The following is a 17087-nucleotide window of genomic DNA, read 5'->3' as shown; positions in this document are numbered from 1 at the left end:
CTACTGCGCTCTTGCCTTCTGCAAGTACGCCATCAGACCAGCCAAGTCTTCAGAACTCCAGGGCAGGTCGGAGCTGATAGCCTGCTGGTTCTCCTGCCAGGCTGCCCGGGCGGCCACCTTGGTGTCTTCTCCGGAATGGAACATTGAGCCTGTTTCCTCCCAGGAACGTACCCATTCCTGCACCGCCGGATCGCTCACGGGAGTGCCGGCGCCGACGAGTAAAAGACCTTCATTCACCAAGGCTTCCCATTGCCTTTTTGCTTCCTCAATTCTCTCAACGCCCAGTTGTTCAGGGGTTGGCATAACTGGAGCGTCCAGACGCTCCAGGAGATCGTCCAAGCGATCTTGCAGGGCTTGGATTTGTTGGGCGTGCTGTTGAACGTGACGCAGCTGCCGGTCCAACAAGCTGCGCATTGATGCAAGGTCGTCGTCCCCGGACCCTCCCAACGCTTCCCCAATCCCGGCAAGGGGAATCCCCAACATCTGCAGTGCCCTGATCCGGTAGAGGCGCCGGACGTCGGCCTCGCCATACCTCCGATGGCCGGAAGGCGTCCGCCCGCTTGCTGACAGCAAGCCGATGTCGTCGTAATGATGAAGCGTCCGTACGCTGACCCCGCAGGCTCGTGCGAGTTCGCCAACACTCCACAGCCCGCTCCTGGTTGATCCCATGGGCACAACGCTAGATCCTCACGTGGCGTCAGGTGCAAGAGTCCTTCGAAACGCCAGGTATCCCAGCAAGTGGGCGGCGAGTGAAGCGCCAACCACCGCGGACCCCTCAAGCCAGCGGTCCGGCGTCGTGATGAACGGCAGGAGGATCAGCGCCCCGGAGCTGAGCAAAAGCGTGGTGAAGAACGTGAGGAATCCTGCGCGGTGGGGTCCAACGCGGCGGAGTCCTACCGCCCAGGTGGTGAACCCCAGGGCAACGAGGTTCGCCAGGAGAGGATCCACCACGGTGCGGGCCAGCAGGAAGACCACGGCGTAGGCCAACGTCCACGCCAGAGCCTGGGAGAGACGCCGGCCCAGTCCGCCTCGCCGGGCAGGAGCTTCCACCGCGAGTTCTCCGCGCAGCTCAGCGATGGGAACACGGCCAAGGTGGCGGGTCAGGCGAGCCATGCCGCGCAGGTCGGCAAGCGCGGTTCGTACGACGTCGACGCCTGAGTCAGGGTTGTCGGTCCAGTCGACGGGAACCTCGTGGACGCGCAGACCACAGCGTTCCGCGATCACCAGGAGTTCGGTGTCGAAAAACCAGCCGTCATCCTTCGTGTAGGGCAGGATGCGCTGGGCAACGTCCGCGCGGATGGCCTTAAAGCCGCATTGGGCATCGGAGAAGCGTGCTCCCGTGACAGCCCGCAGCAGGAAGTTGAAGCTGCGTGACACGAAACCGCGCAGAGGACTGCGGCTTACGCGCGAAGTCCGTGCCAGGCGCGTGCCGATGGCCAGGTCCGAATGGCCGGAAATCAATGGTGCCAGGAGCGGTGCCAAAGCCGCGAGATCTGTGGACAGGTCCGATTCCATGTAGGCAAGCACCGGTGAGGGCGAGGACTCCCAGACGTGGCGGAGGGCGTTCCCGCGTCCGCTTGCCTGGAACCGAACCACCACCAGCTCGGGAAACTCGCGGGCCAGGCGTTCTGCGATCCTCAGTGTGCTGTCGGTGCTGGCGTTGTCCGCCACTGTGATCCGGAAAGTGTGCGGGAAGGTGTCCGTCAGATAACCGTGCAGCCGGCGCAGGTTGCGTTCCAAAGAGACTTCGTCGTTGTAAACGGGAACAGTGACGTCAAGAACCGGAACCACGCCCTTGGTGTCAATGGGCAGCCGCCGGGTCTGCCGGTGCACAGCCGGCCCATCGTGCAGGTGTTCCAGCTGGGGAGTGGGCAACGCCGAGCCTCGCAAGCGCGCCGAATGGGTCTTTCGTGGCAAAGCGCTGGTGGTTGGATCTGTGAGCGTCATGCTTCCAGAATGGCGCCGCCGAATATGAGTGCTTTAGGCGGAAGCTGTGACCCCACTGTGAACCCGGGGGAGCGCCTGTGAAACACGTGAAAGCCGCGCCGGTTCCCACGATCCGCTCCAGTAAACACTGGTGCGAACGGCGGAATCCGGCGCGGCAATCAAACAGTCTGGCTTAGTACCAGTTGTTGGCCAAGTGGAAGGCCAGGGCGGCCGACGGGGATCCGTAGCGTTCCTTGATGTAGTTCAGGCCCCACTTGATCTGGGTCTGGTAGTTGGTCTGCCAGTCAGCACCGGCCGTGGCCATCTTCGAAGCAGGCAGGGACTGGACAATGCCGTACGCACCGCTGGAAGCGTTCGTGGCAGTGGTCTTCCAGTTGGATTCCTTCTCCCACAGCGTGTTCAGCGCGGTCATTTCGGCCGCGCTCCAGCCGTAGTTGCCCAGGATGCTGGCGGCGTAAGCCTTGGCAGCGGCGGGATCGTCAACGGCTTTGGGGGCGGCGGCAGCAGCTGCAGCTTCCGCAGCGGCGGCGGCAGCAGCGGCGTCGGCGGCTTGCTTGGCAGCAGCGTCAGCGGCAGCCTTCTCTGCAGCAGCCTGATCCGCGGCGGCCTTTTCGGCAGCAGCCTTTTCGGCGGCGGCCTGGTCAGCGGCAGCCTTCTCAGCTGCGGCTTTGTCTGCAGCGGCCTTCTCAGCGGCAGCCTTGTCGGCCGTAGCCTTCGCGGCTGCAGCCCGGTCAGCTGCGCTCTTTTCGGCGGCAGCATCCGTGGCAGCGGAGCGGGTGTTGCTGACCTGCGCGGCCGCCTGGGTCTCAGCGACCCGGCTGGCTTCGGGGAGGTTCAAAGCGGCGTTGGCGGCCGTTCCCAGCGATGCAACACCCAGTGCGGCGGCAACAACACCGGCGACAACCGACATGCGGTGGCCGGACTTACCCTGGCGGGCGGCGTTCTTGAGGATGGCCTGCGACTTGGTCAGCGGTGCGTTGTGTTCATCGCGGTGACGCGCGGAAGGGCGCGTCTGATCGTTAAATTCAGACATGTGTGGTTACCTCTCAGCGCCTGCGGAGTTAGCTGTCGGGTTCGGATGAGGTCATCCGGCCGCGCATCAAGCTGCGGCTTCACCCCAAGGGCCGGCAAAAAATGCCTTGGCCCGGAGACTCTGGGTCCCCCGTCTCTGCCTCGAATGAGAACGGAACTCCGGGAAGTGGCAGAGCTCGGCGCATCCCGGGTGTGGGCCCGTTAGGGGAGACCCACCCTTTCGACGGTACAGGAGGATTCCGCGGAAGTCACATTTAGGTAACAGAGATCACGATGCCGGTGAGTCGTCTTGCCGGATTCCTTATACGCGTTCGGTGCTGACTGCGGGGAGTCGAAGGGCGAACTCGGTGCGCCCTGGCCGGGACGTTACCTCCACGTTGCCGCCGTGCGCCTCCACGATGGATTCCACAATGGACAGGCCTAAACCAGACGTCCCCTCAGACCCTGATCTCGCGGCGTCGGCCCTGGCAAACCGGGAGAAGATCCGGCCCTGGAAATCCTCCGGAATGCCGGGTCCGTTGTCCGTCACGGTCACCACTGCACTGCCGTCGGCTGAGAGCATGACTCCGGTGACCACAGTGGTGCCGGCGTCGGTGTGTTTGCGCGCATTGGACAGCAGATTGGCCAGCACCTGGTGGAGTTGCGTTGCATCGCCACGAACGGTGATGGGTTCATCCGGAAGCTGGAGCTGCCAAATGTGGTCCGGCGCCATGACTTTCTCGTCACTGACGGTTTCGATCACCAGCTGGGTCAGGTCCACATCCGTGACCTTCACTGGTTGACCCTCATCGAGCCTTGCCAACAGCAGAAGGTCCTCCACCAGCGTGGTCATGCGTTCGGATTGGCTTTGGACCCGCGCCAAGGATTTCCTGCCGTCTTCGGTGAAGTTTTCCGTCATCCGCAACAGTTCCGTGTAGCCGCGGATGGCGGTCAACGGCGTCCTGAGTTCGTGCGACGCATCCGCCACGAACTGCCGGACCTTGGTTTCGCTTTCCTGCCTGGCCTCCAGAGCACTGGAGACATTGTTCAGCATTTGGTTCAAGGCATGGCCCACACTGCCAACTTCCGTTCCAGGATGGGCGGCCGACGGCGGTACCCGCACCGCGAGTGCCACCTCACCGGCGTCGAGGGGCAGGCGCGAAACTTTGGTGGCCACTTCGGAGAGCTGCTCCAAGGGCCGCATGGTCCGCCGGATAATGACGGTGCCGGCCAGACCAATCAGCACCAAGCCACCCAGTGACACCAGCACCATGGTCCACACCAGTGATGCCTCGGCGCTCTGTTTGTCCGCCAGCGGCAACCCGGTGACAATCACGTCGCCGTAGCCGGGGTCCACTGCCACCAGTCTGTAGTCGCCGTTGGACAGGGACCGATCCACGGGGAGGTCGCCCTTGGGGAGAGACAACAAGACCTGTTCATCCGCCGCGGAGAGGGAAACACGATTTCCTTGGGCGTCGATGAGCCCAGAGCTCCTCACGGTTGACCCGTCGATCCTCGCGTTCAGCGTTCCCGCAGCCTGGCCGCGCGCCTCCAGAGGATCCGGACGTCCGGAAGGGTTGCTGGGAAAGTTCGACGGCGGCCTGCCGAACTCCGTCGCGCGGCTGGACGCCTGCTCCAATTGCCTGTCGAGCTGTTTGTTGAAGACCATGTCCATGGACGCGTAACTGACCGCCCCTACTGCGCCGCAGATCGCTACCAACAGGGCCATGGCCACCAGAACCAAACGGGTGCGCAAATGCCATGTTGAAGGTTTGAGCCAACTGCGTTGGGAGGTTTTGGCCACGCCCGAAAGTGTGCTCAACGCCTAGTCCGCAGGCTTGATGACGTAACCGGCACCCCGGATGGTGTGGATCATGGGCGGGTGGTTCGCCTCGATCTTCTTGCGGAGGTAGGAAATGTAGAGTTCCACGATGTTGGCTTGGCCGCCAAAGTCGTAGTCCCACACGCGGTCCAGGATCTGGGCCTTGCTGACCACTCGTTTGGGGTTCTCCATGAGGTAGCGCAGGAGCTCGAACTGGGTAGCGGTGAGCGGGATATCCTCCCCGGCACGCGTTACTTCACGGGTGTCCACGTTCAGGGTCAGGTCTCCCACCACCAACTCCGCAGTGTCCATGGCTGCCACGCCCGAACGCTGAACCAGCCGGTGCAGGCGAAGGAGCACTTCTTCCATGCTGAAAGGCTTGGTGACATAGTCATCGCCGCCGGCAGCCAGGCCCACGATCCTGTCCTGCACAGCGTCCTTGGCAGTGAGGAACAATGCGGGAACCTCAGGAGCGAACGCGCGGATGCGGTTGAGCACCTCCACGCCGTCGAATCCGGGCAGCATGACATCGAGGACCAGAACATCCGGCCGGAAATCCTTGGCCAGTTTCACTGCCTCCGGGCCGTCTCCAGCTACCGCCACCGACCACCCCGCCATGCGAAGGCCCATGCTCATCAGTTCAGCGAGGCTGGGTTCGTCATCCACCACCAGAGCACGGATAGGTGAGCCGTCCGGGTGGGAGAGCTGGGGAAGGTTGTTGGTCATGGAGTGCGAGGAGGCCATGGGACAACTCTCCGTTCTGCTGGTTTGCCAGCGCTTTGCCCGTCCTGTGAGGACGCTGTGAAGTCAACACTAGCGAGGTGGGAGTCTGGAAACACGCGTATCCACAGGTCACAGGAGCGACTTCTCCTCAACACAGGCTCCCCACAGCAACGGGTCCGACGCTGAGGGGCGTACACAGACAAGAACGCGTCAACGGAGAAAATCATGAACGAACACAACCGCCCCTCCACGCCCCAGGGCAACCCGCTCCCCGAGCGGGCACCGGACTCCTCGGCGCAGCAATCCATGGCCGGCGCGGGATCGTCGTGGGCTTGGTCTGAGCCGCAGGATGGAGGGACCCAACCTCTCGCTGGTGAAACGATGGCTGGCGCTGCGCAGTCTCCTGAGATCGCACCGTCTCCTGACACAGCGCATTCTCCTGACACCCCTCATTTTCCTGACACCGCGCCGTCGGCTGGTTGGGGAGCGCCGCCGTCGGGCCATCAAGGGTGGACTCAACGGCAGCCCGGCAGGTCGAAAGCCGGTGTTCAAGGGCGCTGGCCCGTCAAACGGACGCTGGTGGTAGCCGGGGTGGCCGTGGTGGTGGTTGCCGGAACGGCGGCCGGCTTCTACGCGTTGGGAAGCGCCGGATCTGCGGACGCCGCCAATGTTCCTCTGGGCCAGACGGACGCCGGTGGGCTCGGCGGACAGCAAGGCCAAGCGGTACCGGGCCAGGGTGGCCTGGGCCAAGCCGGACCGGGGCAGATGGGCGGGAACCAGGCGCCCGATGGTCTGGGCATGGCAGGAGGGCTCAACGCAGCGGTCCATTCGGAATACGTGGTGCTCCGCAACGGGGCGTACGTGACCATGGCGGATCAGTTGGGGACGGTCAGCGATGTCTCGTCGAATTCCCTTACTGTGAAGAGCGAGGATGGCTTCACCCGGAGCTACGCCTTAGACGACGACACCACCGTGGCTCAGGGTGCCAGACAACGGGGCAGCACCGCCAGCACCCTCACAATGGCTGACGTGACGGCTGGCTCCTTGGTTCGGGTGACGGCCATCAAGGACGGGGATAACTACACCGCGGCGTCCATCAGGCTGACTACGTCCACCACGTCCGGGCAGGGCTCATCATCGTCCGGTCTGGGCTCCACCTCTGGTTTGGGCACCTCGTCCTGACAAGCAACGGCTGTTTCTACAGCTTGTAGCAGATTTTCGGCAGAAAATTAGCGAGGGAGACTACCTGCGATTGGACAACAACTGTTTCAGATCGTGAGATTCCGCGTGGGCGGTGTTCGCGGGAAGCGAGGTGCGCATCATGCCCCATCGGCCGAAGATTATTCACTGAATTGCAAATATTTCTTGCCGTCGCCGAATGAAATGGCGTTCATTTAGTACGTGCGTGGAATTGTGATTTGCGACACAATAGACCTCTACGTCTCAAAATGTGGACGGTTCGGCGCTTTGTTACTTGCGTGTTGCCATTGTTACGTTGCACACTTCCAATGTGAACAAGAACTCAACAGCACCTGCAGCCGCAGCAACCTGGCCCAGCACACCCGCTGGCCATGATGACCGCTGTTGTCGAATGCAAGCCTAACTTTCCACCCCAAGAAGTTTCAGGCATTCGCCCCCTAGCCCAGCGTTGGGCGCCCCTCCCCAAACTCATTGCGGGGACAACCAGCATTCGAAGCCGCGATGACGGCTATTCACTTTTGAGGTAAGCACTCCATGTCAGTTGCATCTGGATACGTCCACATCTCCGTCCGTAACGCCAACAAGGCAGCGTCGAACGCAGGGCTGCGCCCCGGATTCGGCAACCGCCCCGGCTACGCCCCCGCCCAGCAGGGTGCAGGCCAGCAGGCTCCCGGCTACGTTCCGCAGGGCTATAACCCCAACTCCTATGGCCAGTTGCGCGCAGTACCCACCGCCGAGCCTGCCCCCATGACGGCACCCACCCCGGTGATTGCCCAGTCGGACAGGCTGCGTCCCGTTGCCAATGACAACGTAGCCCGCGGCTTCGTGCTCTACATGGGCATTGACGAAGAAACCGCCGCTGCGGCCGGAACCTCCATTGCCAAGCTCGCCCAGGAAATCCGGGCCTACGCGCAGTCCCTCGTGACCGGCGCTGAGAGCTATGCCGCCGTCGCCGTCGCGCCTGCCGGGGCACCCGGGTCCGCCCTCGACGTCGTGCGTTCCACGTTCGGTGACCCCACGGTTGCCTCACGTCAGCGCACCGAAGCTGCCCGCCCCGCGCCGCAGCAGGAATCCCGTCCCTCCGGCGTCCTGATCGATCTGGCCCGCCGCGAAGTTCACCTGGACGGCGAGTCGCTGAACTTGACGTTCAAGGAGTTCGAACTCCTCAACTACCTCGTGGAAAACGGCACCCGCACCGTGGGCCGCGACGAACTGCTCGAGGGCCTGTGGCGCAACGCCGAAGAGGTGCCCAACGAGCGCACCATCGACGTCCACATCCGTCGCCTCCGCTCCAAGCTCGGACGCCTCGCCAACACCGTCCGTACGGTTCGCGGCCAGGGTTACCGTTTCTACGAGCACCCCGAAGTTATCGTCTGGGCCGCTCCCGAATACTCGATCTAGCAACAGCAGCAGAAAAGCGCCCGTCTCCGGTCAAGAGGCGGGCGCTTTCGCATTCCCTGCGGGACCCTGCCATGGTGGGCAGGGCGGATAGGGTTGGGGTATGAGCGACCATCACATCAAGCGTTTGGTGATCATGCGCCACGCCAAGGCCGATTGGCCCATGGGCGTGCCGGACCACGAGCGGCCCTTGGAGGAACGGGGTCACCGTGAGGCGCCACTTGCCGGCAAGTGGTTGCTCAAGCACGGCGTGGTGCCGGACTTTATCCTGTGCTCGTCCGCGCTCAGGACCCGCCAAACGTGCACCTGGGTCTGCGACGAGCTGGGGGACAAGGCTCCGACGCCCAAGCTCGAAGATGGCTTGTATGCCGCCTCCGCAAACCGCATGCTGACGGTCATCAACCACGTTCCGGACACCGTCACCACGCTGATGATCATTTCTCACCTGCCCGGAGTGCAGGATCTTGCCATGCATTTGGCTTCCCGCGACTCGGACCACGACGCTTACATGGACGCCGCCACCCGTTACCCAACGAGTGCGTTGACAGTAATGGAGACGGAGAAATCCTGGGCCGAGCTTGACGGGCAGGATGCGCGGTTGACGCACTTCACGGTGCCCCGGCCATAATCAGCGCCTGACCGGTCTGGGCTGCAGGGGCCGTTCAGTACTCGCTGGCGCCTGATGCTGAGCCGTGCCCGGGAGTTAGCTGCGGCATGCACATGCAGCGGATTTCGAAGACGGGCAGGCCCGCGGCTTCCTCGCCATGCCCTGTTGCGATCAGGTATTCGCCGTCGAACATGTACACCGGCAGCTGCGGGGCCATGTACTCGTTGTACCGGCTGGGGTAGACCCACTGACCCCGGATGTCGAAGGCCGGAAGTGCGTAGGGGTCGCGCCGGTTGTGGGCGCTCGGATACAGGCCGTCGTCGATCATGATGTAACTCACCAGGCCATAGGTGTGGTGGTGGTTCATGTCCGTGGGAAAGAGGATTGCTTCCACTGTTGGGCCCCTTCAGAGTTTCGACGACTGCGCTCCGGGCGGCGCAGGTAGCTAGGTAAGGTTAGCCTAAGCTAATAGCCTGCCGGGCGTCGAATGTTCCCCTGTGTGACGTTGATCAACCCCAGACGTAGATCAACCTCGCTGGGTGGGAAGCTCCTGGGTGGGAAATTCCTGGGTGGGAAGCTCCTGGGCGGCGATGTCCCGCAACAGGCGCACGGCCAGCCGGATGTTGGGGCTTGCCGTCATGGTCTTGCGGTAGACCACTCCCACGGAGCGCTGTTGCACGGGATTGATGACGGGGATCGCAACCACCCCCGCGGGAAGCGGCGGCCTGCCCAGCCGCGGAACCAGCGCCACGGCCACGCCCTGCTCCACCATGGCGATGTGCGTGGAAAAGTCGGGATCGTACACGCGGATATCCGGTACGCGGCCCAGTCCCGCGAAGATCTGCAGCAGGGCTTCGTTGCAGATAGCTCCCGCCGGCGTGCTGATCCAGGTCTGGTCCAGTAACTCTTCACGTTCGACGACGGCCCGTGTCGCCAGTGCGTGCGTGCTGTTGACCAGGACATCGGCTTGGTCGATACAGAGGTCCTCATGCACCAGGTTCTCCGGAATCACCAGCGGCACGGAGTTCCAGTTGTGCACCACAGCGAGCTCGGCCTCGCCGGAGGCCACTTTCTGCACGGCTTCGCGGGGATCCTCTGCCAGCACCGTAATGTCCAAGGCCGGGTGTGACGCCGCCAATCGGCCGAGCAGCGGCCCCACCAGGCCACGGCATGCGGTGGAGAAAGCAACCAACCTCAGCAGTCCTGAAGGTTTGGCCGGATCGGCAAGCAAGGTTGCCTGCAGTTCCTCGAGTTCACCCATGATGCGCCGCCCGTAGCCTGCCAGCGCAAGGCCCCGTTCCGTCAAGAGCACCCCGCGGCCGTTCCGCTCCAGAACAGCGACCCCGGTCTGCTTCTCAAGCTTCTTGATCTGCTGCGATACGGCGGACGGGCTATACCCCATCACATCCGACGCGGCCACCACGGATCCATGCTGTTCCACGGCGACGAGTGCCCGCAAAGCTGAAATGTCGATCATGAAGTAAATCTACGCGGTTTCATGCTGAAATCAACGCTGGTGCTTCAAGATTAAGAAGTCCAGAGTGTACTTGTGAACCTTCGCCACTCTGCCCTCGCCGTCCTTGTCGCCGTCCTCTGGGGCATCAACTTTGTCGCGATCGACCTGGGCCTTCACACCAATGGCCGGGAGGTGCCTCCGCTGCTCTTCGTGGCCATGCGTTTCCTGTTGGTCGTTTTTCCCTTCATCCTGTTCATCCGCAAACCGGATGTGGGCTGGAGGGCGATTCTGGGCGTCGGACTCTTCATGAGTGCCGGCCAGTTCGGGCTCCTGTACCTGGGCATGGCGCTGGGGATGCCGGCTGGACTGGCGTCGCTGGTGCTGCAAGCCCAGGTGCTGTTCACCATCCTGCTGGCCGCAAGATTCCTCGGTGAGAGGCCCAGCCGCCGTCAGTTGGCCGGCGTGGTGCTGGGCATCGCCGGCCTGGGTGTGGTGGCACTGGGACGCAGTGCCGTGGCGCCCGTGCTGCCGCTCATGATTGTCCTGGCCGCAGCATTGTCCTGGGCCCTTGGCAATGTGGTGGCCAGGCATTCGAAAGCTGCATCCGGTCTTGGCCTGGTGGTGTGGTCCGGGGCGGTAGTGCCGCTTCCCTTGGCGGGATTGTCGCTGGCGGTGGACGGCCCGGACATGGTGTGGGCTACGCTCTCCGACCTTCAGCCGGCCACCATCCTGAGCGCCATCTACACGGCCGTGTTCGCGTCCCTGATTGGCTACGGCATCTGGAACCGGCTGTTGTCGCTGTACCCGAGTTCCGACGTCGTGCCCTTCACGCTCCTGGTCCCGGTGGTGGGGATGACGGCTGCCTGGCTTGTCCTCAACGAGATTCCCACGCTGACCGAGATCATTGGCGGGCTGATCCTGCTCCTGGGAGTTGCCACCGCAGTGCTGGGGGCCGGACGGAAGCGTTCGGAAGTGACCGTTGCAGGGCCCGCTCTGCGGCTCTGAAGTCCCCGGAGGCACGCAGAGCGGGCCCCGCAACGTGGGCAGAGCGGGCCCCGCAACGTGGGCAGAGCGGGCCCCGCAACGCGAAGTTCAGCGCAGCGAGAAGATGGTCCGGTGCCAGTCCTTTTCGGTGACGCCATCCAGCTCAAACATCACGTGTTTCACCTGGGTGTATTCGTCAAAGGAGTACGCGGACATGTCCTTGCCGGAGCCTGACTGCTTGAAGCCGCCGTGGGGCATTTCGGAAATGATGGGAACGTGGTCGTTGACCCAGACGCAGCCGGCCTTGATCTCGCGGGTGGCACGCAGTGCCCGCTGCAGGTTGTTGGTCCAGGCTGAGGCTGCCAGGCCATAGACGGTGTCGTTGGCCAGCTGGATGGCTTGATCGTCGGTGTCAAAGGGGAGGACCACCAGCACCGGGCCGAAGACCTCATCCCGCACGATCTCCGAGTCCGGTGCCGCGTCGACTACCACCGTGGGCCGGTAGAAGGCGCCCTTTTCAAGGCCACCCTCGGCAGGAGCGTAGCCCCCAGCCACAATCTTGCTGTATCCGCGGGCGCGCTCCACCATTCCTGCCACGTGGTCCCGTTGTTTGAAGGAAACCAGCGGGCCCAGGTCGGCGCCAGTGTCCGTGGGGGTGCCCAGGACGATCCCCTCGAAGCGGGCAGCGAGCTTCGCCACGAATTCCTCATACACGCTCCTGTGCACAATGGCCCGCGTGGCGGCCGTGCAATCCTGGCCTGTGTTGATGAGCGAACCCGCCACGGCGCCGTGCACCGCGGCGTCCAGGTTGGCGTCGTCGAACACCACGAAGGGTGCCTTGCCGCCCAGCTCAAGATGCACGCGCTTGGCGTTGACGGCCGCCGCCTCCAGGACGGTGCGTCCAATGGCGGTGGATCCCGTGAAGGAGACCATGTCCACGTCGGGATGCCGCATGAGGGCGGCTCCCACGGTGGCGCCGTCGCCCACCACCACGTTCACCACGCCGTCGGGCAGTCCCGCATCGGTGAGCGCCTGCGCGAACATCAGCGACGTGAGGGGCGTGATCTCGGCGGGCTTGAGGACAATGGTGTTGCCGGCGGCGACAGCGGGAAGGATCTTCCATGCTGCCATCTGCAACGGATAGTTCCATGGCGCAATGGACCCCACCACGCCGATCGGTTCCCGCCGGATGGATGAGGTGTGCTGGGGGGAGTACTCGGCGGTGGCTTTGCCCTCCAGATGACGGGCGGCACCGGCAAAGAAGTCGATGTTGTCGATGGTTCCGGGAACGTCGAATTCCCGGGTCAACCGGAGCGGTTTGCCTGTCTGCGAACTTTCCACGCGGGAGAATTGCCCGGCGCGTTCCTCCATGATGCGGGCGAACTTCTGCAGGATGCCTGCGCGCTCGCCGGGCGCGGCGCGGGACCAGGCCGGGAAGGCGCTGCGTGCCGCTTCCACGGCCAATTCAAGGTCCGCCAATGACGCCAAACCTACCGTTTCCACTACCTCGGAGGTGGCTGGATTGATGACGTCGAGGTTTTGTCCGGACGTCCCGGACTGTAGTTTTCCGTTGATGAACTGGTGCATGGTGCCATGCTTTCCCTGCTGGGCGTCGGTGCCCGGGCAGTGCTGAATGAACGACGCCGGAGGTGCCGTTGTGCGGGTGGGGCAGGTTGCGCTGGGCTTGCAGTCCGTCAGATGCGGACGGTCACGAGTGCTTGCTTTCGCGTTCGGCGCTGTCCAGGATGGCTGCCAGGCCGGCATGGAACGCCTTGAGTGAATCGAGGGTCTGCAGGGCTGCGTGGTGTTTTTCGAGGAGCGGATGCCCGGAAATGCGAGTGAAGACCCGGGGGTTGAGCCAGGGATCGTGGCCTTCGGAGTCCGGGAGCCGCTGGATCTCCACCGCAATTCCGGCACCGAGAGCCAGGGTGTAGCTTTCCAGGGCTGCGTAGTAGTGCACCACGCGGTCCTCTGCCAGGCCGGCATCGGTGAGGCATTGCAGGACGAACTCGATTGCCTTCAGCTCGCCGGGGCCGTAGGTGTCCGTGGCAAAGGACTCGCTGCCCAGGGAAGGGTGTTGCATAAAGACCCTGAGGAGTTCATCGAGGTAGGCCTCCAGCCGGGCGCGCCAGTCGTGGTCGCGCGCCGTGGCCAGGGTGCGTTCCACGGACATCATGAACAACTGGTCCAAGGCTGCCCGTACAACGGCGTCCCTGTTACGGAAATGGCGATACACGGCGGTGGCATCGACGTCGAGTTCCTGGCCCAGCCTTCGGACAGTCAACCGTTCGCCGGGCTCCTGGCTGGAGATCCGGAGGACGGCATCAATGATGGTGGCTGGGTCCAATCGGGTGCGCCGGTCCGTTGACTGGGCTGGCTGCACCATCTGTTGTCCACCTTCCATGGGATCCCGGGATCTTTATCACCGTACATGATTCATGGTTTCCTCCTCTCGAGGACAAGTCAAAGACTTTGTCAGCGATGATGTCAACACTGTTGACTTAAGTGTGATCCGGCTCATAGTGTGTCTCGCAGAGTTGAATTTCCCCTCGAAAGGACTCGAACGTGCACGCAGAGATTTTGTTTGAGAACGGATGGGTCTACACCGGCAATGACGCCGGTCCTGTCCGGGCAAATGTGGCCGTGGCAGGCGGGAGGATCGTCGCCGTCGGAAGCCCCGATGACGTCGAATCCACTACAACGCCGGACACCCGCCGGGTTGACCTCCAAGGTCAACTGGTGGTCCCGGGTTTCCAGGACGCCCATATCCACCCCATCTTCGCCGGCGTGGAGATGTTGCAATGCGATCTGACGGAGGCCAGCACCGCTGAGGATGCCGTGGCGCTGGTTGGCCGCTACGCAGCGGAAAACCCGGACCAACCGTGGATCCTCGGCGCGGGATGGTCCATGGATCTTTTCCCGGGAGGAACACCTACCCGGGGCTTGTTGGATGCTGTGGTGCAGGACCGGCCCGTGTATCTCCAGAACCGCGACCATCACGGAGCCTGGGCCAATACTGCCGCGTTCGCAGCGGCGGCCATCAGCAGGGACACCCCGGATCCCGCCGGTGGACGCTTTGAGCGGGAGCCGGACGGTACTCCCGCCGGCACCGTCCATGAAGGTGCCATGGATCTCTTCAACGACGCCAAGCCTGCTTTGCCGTACAACCTCGCCTACCAAGGATTGCTCGCATCACAGGAATTGCTGCTTTCCCAAGGCATCACGGCATGGCAGGACGCCTGGGTGCCGATTCCCGAGGGCGGCCATGCCGACAACCTCAAGGTCTACATGGATGCCGCCAACGCGGGGGATCTCAAAGTCCGGGTCACCGCATGCCAATGGTGGGACCGGACGGCGGGCATGTCCCAGCTGGAGGCGATCCTGGAACGACGGAACACCGTCCGGGAGTCGTTCGACCCCCTGGTCCTCAATGCCAACACGGTCAAGGTGATGGTTGATGGAGTCGCTGAGAACTTCACAGCCGCCATGCACCACGTCTACCTGGACCACCATGGACACCACACTGACAACCGCGGCATTGAGTTCTTCGAGCCCGCAGAGCTCAAGGAATTCGTCACCGCCATCGACGCCTCCGGGATGCAGCTCCACTTCCACGCCCTGGGCGACCGCGCCGTGACCGACGCCTTGGACGCCCTCCAAACTGCCAGGGACAGCAACGGAGTCAACGATCACCGCCACCACCTGGCGCATCTCCAAGTAGTCCGCAGCGAGGACGCTGCCCGCTTTGCAGAGCTCGGAGCAGCAGCCAACGTGCAGGCCCTCTGGGCCTGCCACGAGGATCAACTGGACACCCTGACCCTGCCGTTCCTGGAACCGGGCGCCGAGGCGCGGCACTATCCCTTTGGTGAACTTGCTGCGGCGGGGGCACGCTTGGTGGCCGGCAGCGACTGGCCCGTCTCCACGGCCGATCCGATCGCCGCCATCCACGTTGCCGTCAACCGCACAGCACCCGGGGAAGACCTGCCGCCTCTCGGCCCGGAATCACAGAAGCTCAGCCTCCAACAGATCCTGAACGCGTACACGCAGGGAACAGCGTGGATCAACCACCTGGACGCGGAGACGGGGACCTTGGAACCCGGCAAACTTGCCGACCTCGCGGTGCTGGACGTCAACCTCTTCGAGCTTTCGCCGGAAGAACTGCACCGGGCGGTGGTGACGCAAACGTGGATCGGGGGCGAGTGCGTCTATGACCGCGCAACAGCCCGTCAGAGCCAGCCCTCCCCGGTGATGCAGTGAAGCCGCAGGCAGCGCGCGGTGCCGTACCGCCCAAACAGCGGACGACGCCGTCGCGCATCACAGCGGTAACGGTGGCCGCCGTCGTGGCCGGCTTGGTCCTGGGCGGCTGCGGCGTCCGGCCCGCCAGCGTGACGGACGCCGCCGGGGGAGCCAAGTTCACGTTGTCCGACTCAACGCCGGCACCCACCAAGGAGATCGACAACTTCAACTGGGCCATGTACGCGGAGCCGTTCTCGCTGGACTACGCCTATGCCTTTGACTACCCGGACAACACTGTCCTGTCCAACGTCTGCGAGTCGCTGTTCCGCTGGAACGCGGACCTGTCCACGTCTCCCGGACTGGCAACCGGAGTGGAGAACCCGGACCCGCTGACCTGGATCTACACCATCCGGCAGGGCGTGAAATTCCACGATGGCACCGAGATGACAGCGGAGGATGTCGTGGCATCCCTGAGCCGGCACGTGGACCCGGAAGTCGGATCCTTCTGGGCCTCCGCCTACCAAAACGTCGAGTCAATAGAGAAGACCGGCGACTACCAGGTCACGGTGACCACCACCAAGCCGGACTACGTGTTCAACGCGTCCCTGGTGGGAGCTACCGGGGTGGTGGAATCCGCCAAAACCCTGAAGGAAGCCGGCAAGGATTACGGCAACTCAAGCACCGGCGTGAACTGCACCGGACCCTTCACATTCGAGCAATGGGAGGCCGGGGAAAGCATCACCCTCAAACGCTTCGACGACTATTGGGATCCGGACCTCAAGGCCAAGTCGCAACAGGTCACCTTCAAGATGCTCCCGGACGCCACGTCCCGCATCAACGCCTTCCAGACCGGCGAAATAGACGGCGGCTTCGCGATTCCGTCCAACGCCATGGACATCCTCAAAGCCAACAAAGATGCTGGCTCGCTGTACTTCGGCAAGGACACCTCAGTCCAGAGCATGGTGTTCACCAACCTCGGCGGAACGTTCCAGGACGTCCGGGTCCGCAAGGCGCTGATGATGGCCATCAATCGTGAAGCCTTGATCAAGGCGGCCGAACAGGGCTACGCCTCCGGCACTGACGCCCTCACCACCCGGAACGTCTGGAAGGACGTCTCCACGGAAACTGCGGACGAGGCTTTCGACGGGTTGCTCTCCACGCCCTATGACGTGGAAGAAGCCAGGAAGCTCGTCAAGGAAGCAGGGGCGGAGGGCAGCAAGTTCGTCTTCGCCACTGCCTCGCTGAACGCAGCTTTCGACATCACGGCCCGGGCCATCGCGTCCGCGGCCAAGGAGATCGGCCTGGACCCTGAAATCCAGACCATGTCCAACGACAAATACACCACTCTCTTCTCCGACCCCGAGGCCCGCAAGAACGTGGATCTCATGGTGACGTCCTGGTACCTCTCCAGCACCGAGCCCTTGGAAATGTACAGCGTGCTGCGCACCGGCGATTTCAGCAACTACGGCGGCTGGAGCAACCCGCAATTCGATGATCTGGTCAACACTGCGTACACCGTGCAGGACCCCGACGCCCGGGGCAAGCTGACTGGCCAGGCCGCCAAGCTGGCCGCCGATGACGTGGTGTGGGGGCCACTCTATGAGACCGTCACGTCCATGTGGCTGGGCAAACGCATCACCGGTGCGGACCCGTCCATCAACTACATGTACTTCCCGTGGGCAGCCCAGATAGGAGGTCGCTGA

The 17087-nt window shown here is 63.4% G+C and carries 15 protein-coding genes and 1 riboswitch; of the genes, 6 read left to right on the top strand and 9 right to left on the bottom strand.

What is annotated here, in order from left to right; all coding sequences use genetic code 11:
* The 5 genes from BMY91_RS19810 to BMY91_RS19790 form a co-directional block, all read right to left on the bottom strand.
* Window positions 1-669 carry a MerR family transcriptional regulator gene (locus BMY91_RS19810; RefSeq protein WP_090825053.1) on the bottom strand — a complete coding sequence of 223 codons (669 nt, stop codon included), beginning with the start codon at window positions 667-669 and terminating at the stop codon, window positions 1-3.
* A gap of 18 nt (window positions 670-687) precedes the next feature.
* Window positions 688-1947 (bottom strand): glycosyltransferase, encoded by a 1260-nt coding sequence (locus tag BMY91_RS19805; RefSeq protein ID WP_090825051.1) that lies wholly within the window; start codon window positions 1945-1947, stop codon window positions 688-690.
* Window positions 1948-2119: 172 nt separating this feature from the next.
* The gene (locus BMY91_RS19800) at window positions 2120-2980 is read right to left on the bottom strand and encodes an aggregation-promoting factor C-terminal-like domain-containing protein (protein WP_090825049.1); all 861 of its coding nucleotides are present in this window, start codon (window positions 2978-2980) and stop codon (window positions 2120-2122) included.
* 3 nt (window positions 2981-2983) lie between these two features.
* A riboswitch (cyclic di-AMP (ydaO/yuaA leader) is annotated at window positions 2984-3171 on the bottom strand.
* A gap of 109 nt (window positions 3172-3280) precedes the next feature.
* On the bottom strand, window positions 3281-4780 hold the full coding sequence (locus BMY91_RS19795; RefSeq protein WP_090825047.1) for a sensor histidine kinase: 1500 nt from the start codon (window positions 4778-4780) through the stop codon (window positions 3281-3283).
* 3 nt (window positions 4781-4783) lie between these two features.
* Window positions 4784-5524: a response regulator transcription factor gene (locus tag BMY91_RS19790; protein WP_090825045.1), complete on the bottom strand. Its 741-nt coding sequence runs from the start codon at window positions 5522-5524 to the stop codon at window positions 4784-4786.
* A gap of 204 nt (window positions 5525-5728) precedes the next feature.
* On the opposite strand from BMY91_RS19790, the gene BMY91_RS19785 reads away from it, so the two are divergent.
* From BMY91_RS19785 to BMY91_RS19775, 3 genes are all read left to right on the top strand, one after another.
* Window positions 5729-6685 (top strand): hypothetical protein, encoded by a 957-nt coding sequence (locus BMY91_RS19785; RefSeq protein WP_256212842.1) that lies wholly within the window; start codon window positions 5729-5731, stop codon window positions 6683-6685.
* 552 nt (window positions 6686-7237) lie between these two features.
* Window positions 7238-8104: a winged helix-turn-helix domain-containing protein gene (locus BMY91_RS19780; protein WP_090825043.1), complete on the top strand. Its 867-nt coding sequence runs from the start codon at window positions 7238-7240 to the stop codon at window positions 8102-8104.
* A gap of 100 nt (window positions 8105-8204) precedes the next feature.
* On the top strand, window positions 8205-8729 hold the full coding sequence (locus tag BMY91_RS19775; RefSeq protein ID WP_090825041.1) for a SixA phosphatase family protein: 525 nt from the start codon (window positions 8205-8207) through the stop codon (window positions 8727-8729).
* A gap of 34 nt (window positions 8730-8763) precedes the next feature.
* Here the strand turns inward: BMY91_RS19775 and BMY91_RS19770 are convergent, their stop codons facing one another.
* The gene (locus BMY91_RS19770; protein WP_254779892.1) at window positions 8764-9102 is read right to left on the bottom strand and encodes a hypothetical protein; all 339 of its coding nucleotides are present in this window, start codon (window positions 9100-9102) and stop codon (window positions 8764-8766) included.
* A gap of 132 nt (window positions 9103-9234) precedes the next feature.
* Window positions 9235-10185, bottom strand: coding sequence for a LysR family transcriptional regulator (locus BMY91_RS19765; RefSeq protein WP_090825039.1), 951 nt, complete (start codon window positions 10183-10185; stop codon window positions 9235-9237).
* Window positions 10186-10257: 72 nt separating this feature from the next.
* On the opposite strand from BMY91_RS19765, the gene BMY91_RS19760 reads away from it, so the two are divergent.
* Window positions 10258-11169, top strand: coding sequence for an EamA family transporter (locus tag BMY91_RS19760; protein ID WP_090825038.1), 912 nt, complete (start codon window positions 10258-10260; stop codon window positions 11167-11169).
* 87 nt (window positions 11170-11256) lie between these two features.
* On the opposite strand, the gene BMY91_RS19755 is transcribed toward BMY91_RS19760, so the two are convergent.
* Together BMY91_RS19755 and BMY91_RS19750 are read right to left on the bottom strand one after the other, a co-directional pair.
* The gene (locus BMY91_RS19755) at window positions 11257-12735 is read right to left on the bottom strand and encodes a gamma-aminobutyraldehyde dehydrogenase (protein ID WP_090825036.1); all 1479 of its coding nucleotides are present in this window, start codon (window positions 12733-12735) and stop codon (window positions 11257-11259) included.
* Window positions 12736-12856: 121 nt separating this feature from the next.
* Window positions 12857-13534: a TetR/AcrR family transcriptional regulator gene (locus BMY91_RS19750; RefSeq protein ID WP_254779890.1), complete on the bottom strand. Its 678-nt coding sequence runs from the start codon at window positions 13532-13534 to the stop codon at window positions 12857-12859.
* 179 nt (window positions 13535-13713) lie between these two features.
* Between BMY91_RS19750 and BMY91_RS19745 the strand changes: the two genes are divergently transcribed.
* Together BMY91_RS19745 and BMY91_RS19740 are read left to right on the top strand one after the other, a co-directional pair.
* Complete coding sequence (locus BMY91_RS19745) at window positions 13714-15405, top strand: amidohydrolase (protein WP_090825032.1); 1692 nt, start codon at window positions 13714-13716, stop codon at window positions 15403-15405.
* The gene (locus tag BMY91_RS19740; RefSeq protein ID WP_090825030.1) at window positions 15402-17087 is read left to right on the top strand and encodes an ABC transporter substrate-binding protein; all 1686 of its coding nucleotides are present in this window, start codon (window positions 15402-15404) and stop codon (window positions 17085-17087) included. Before BMY91_RS19745 ends, BMY91_RS19740 begins: the two co-directional genes overlap by 4 nt.

The organism is Arthrobacter sp. yr096, from assembly GCF_900108925.1.
In the GTDB taxonomy this organism is placed as follows: domain Bacteria; phylum Actinomycetota; class Actinomycetes; order Actinomycetales; family Micrococcaceae; genus Arthrobacter.
This window is presented reverse-complemented; position numbering and strand designations above follow the sequence as displayed.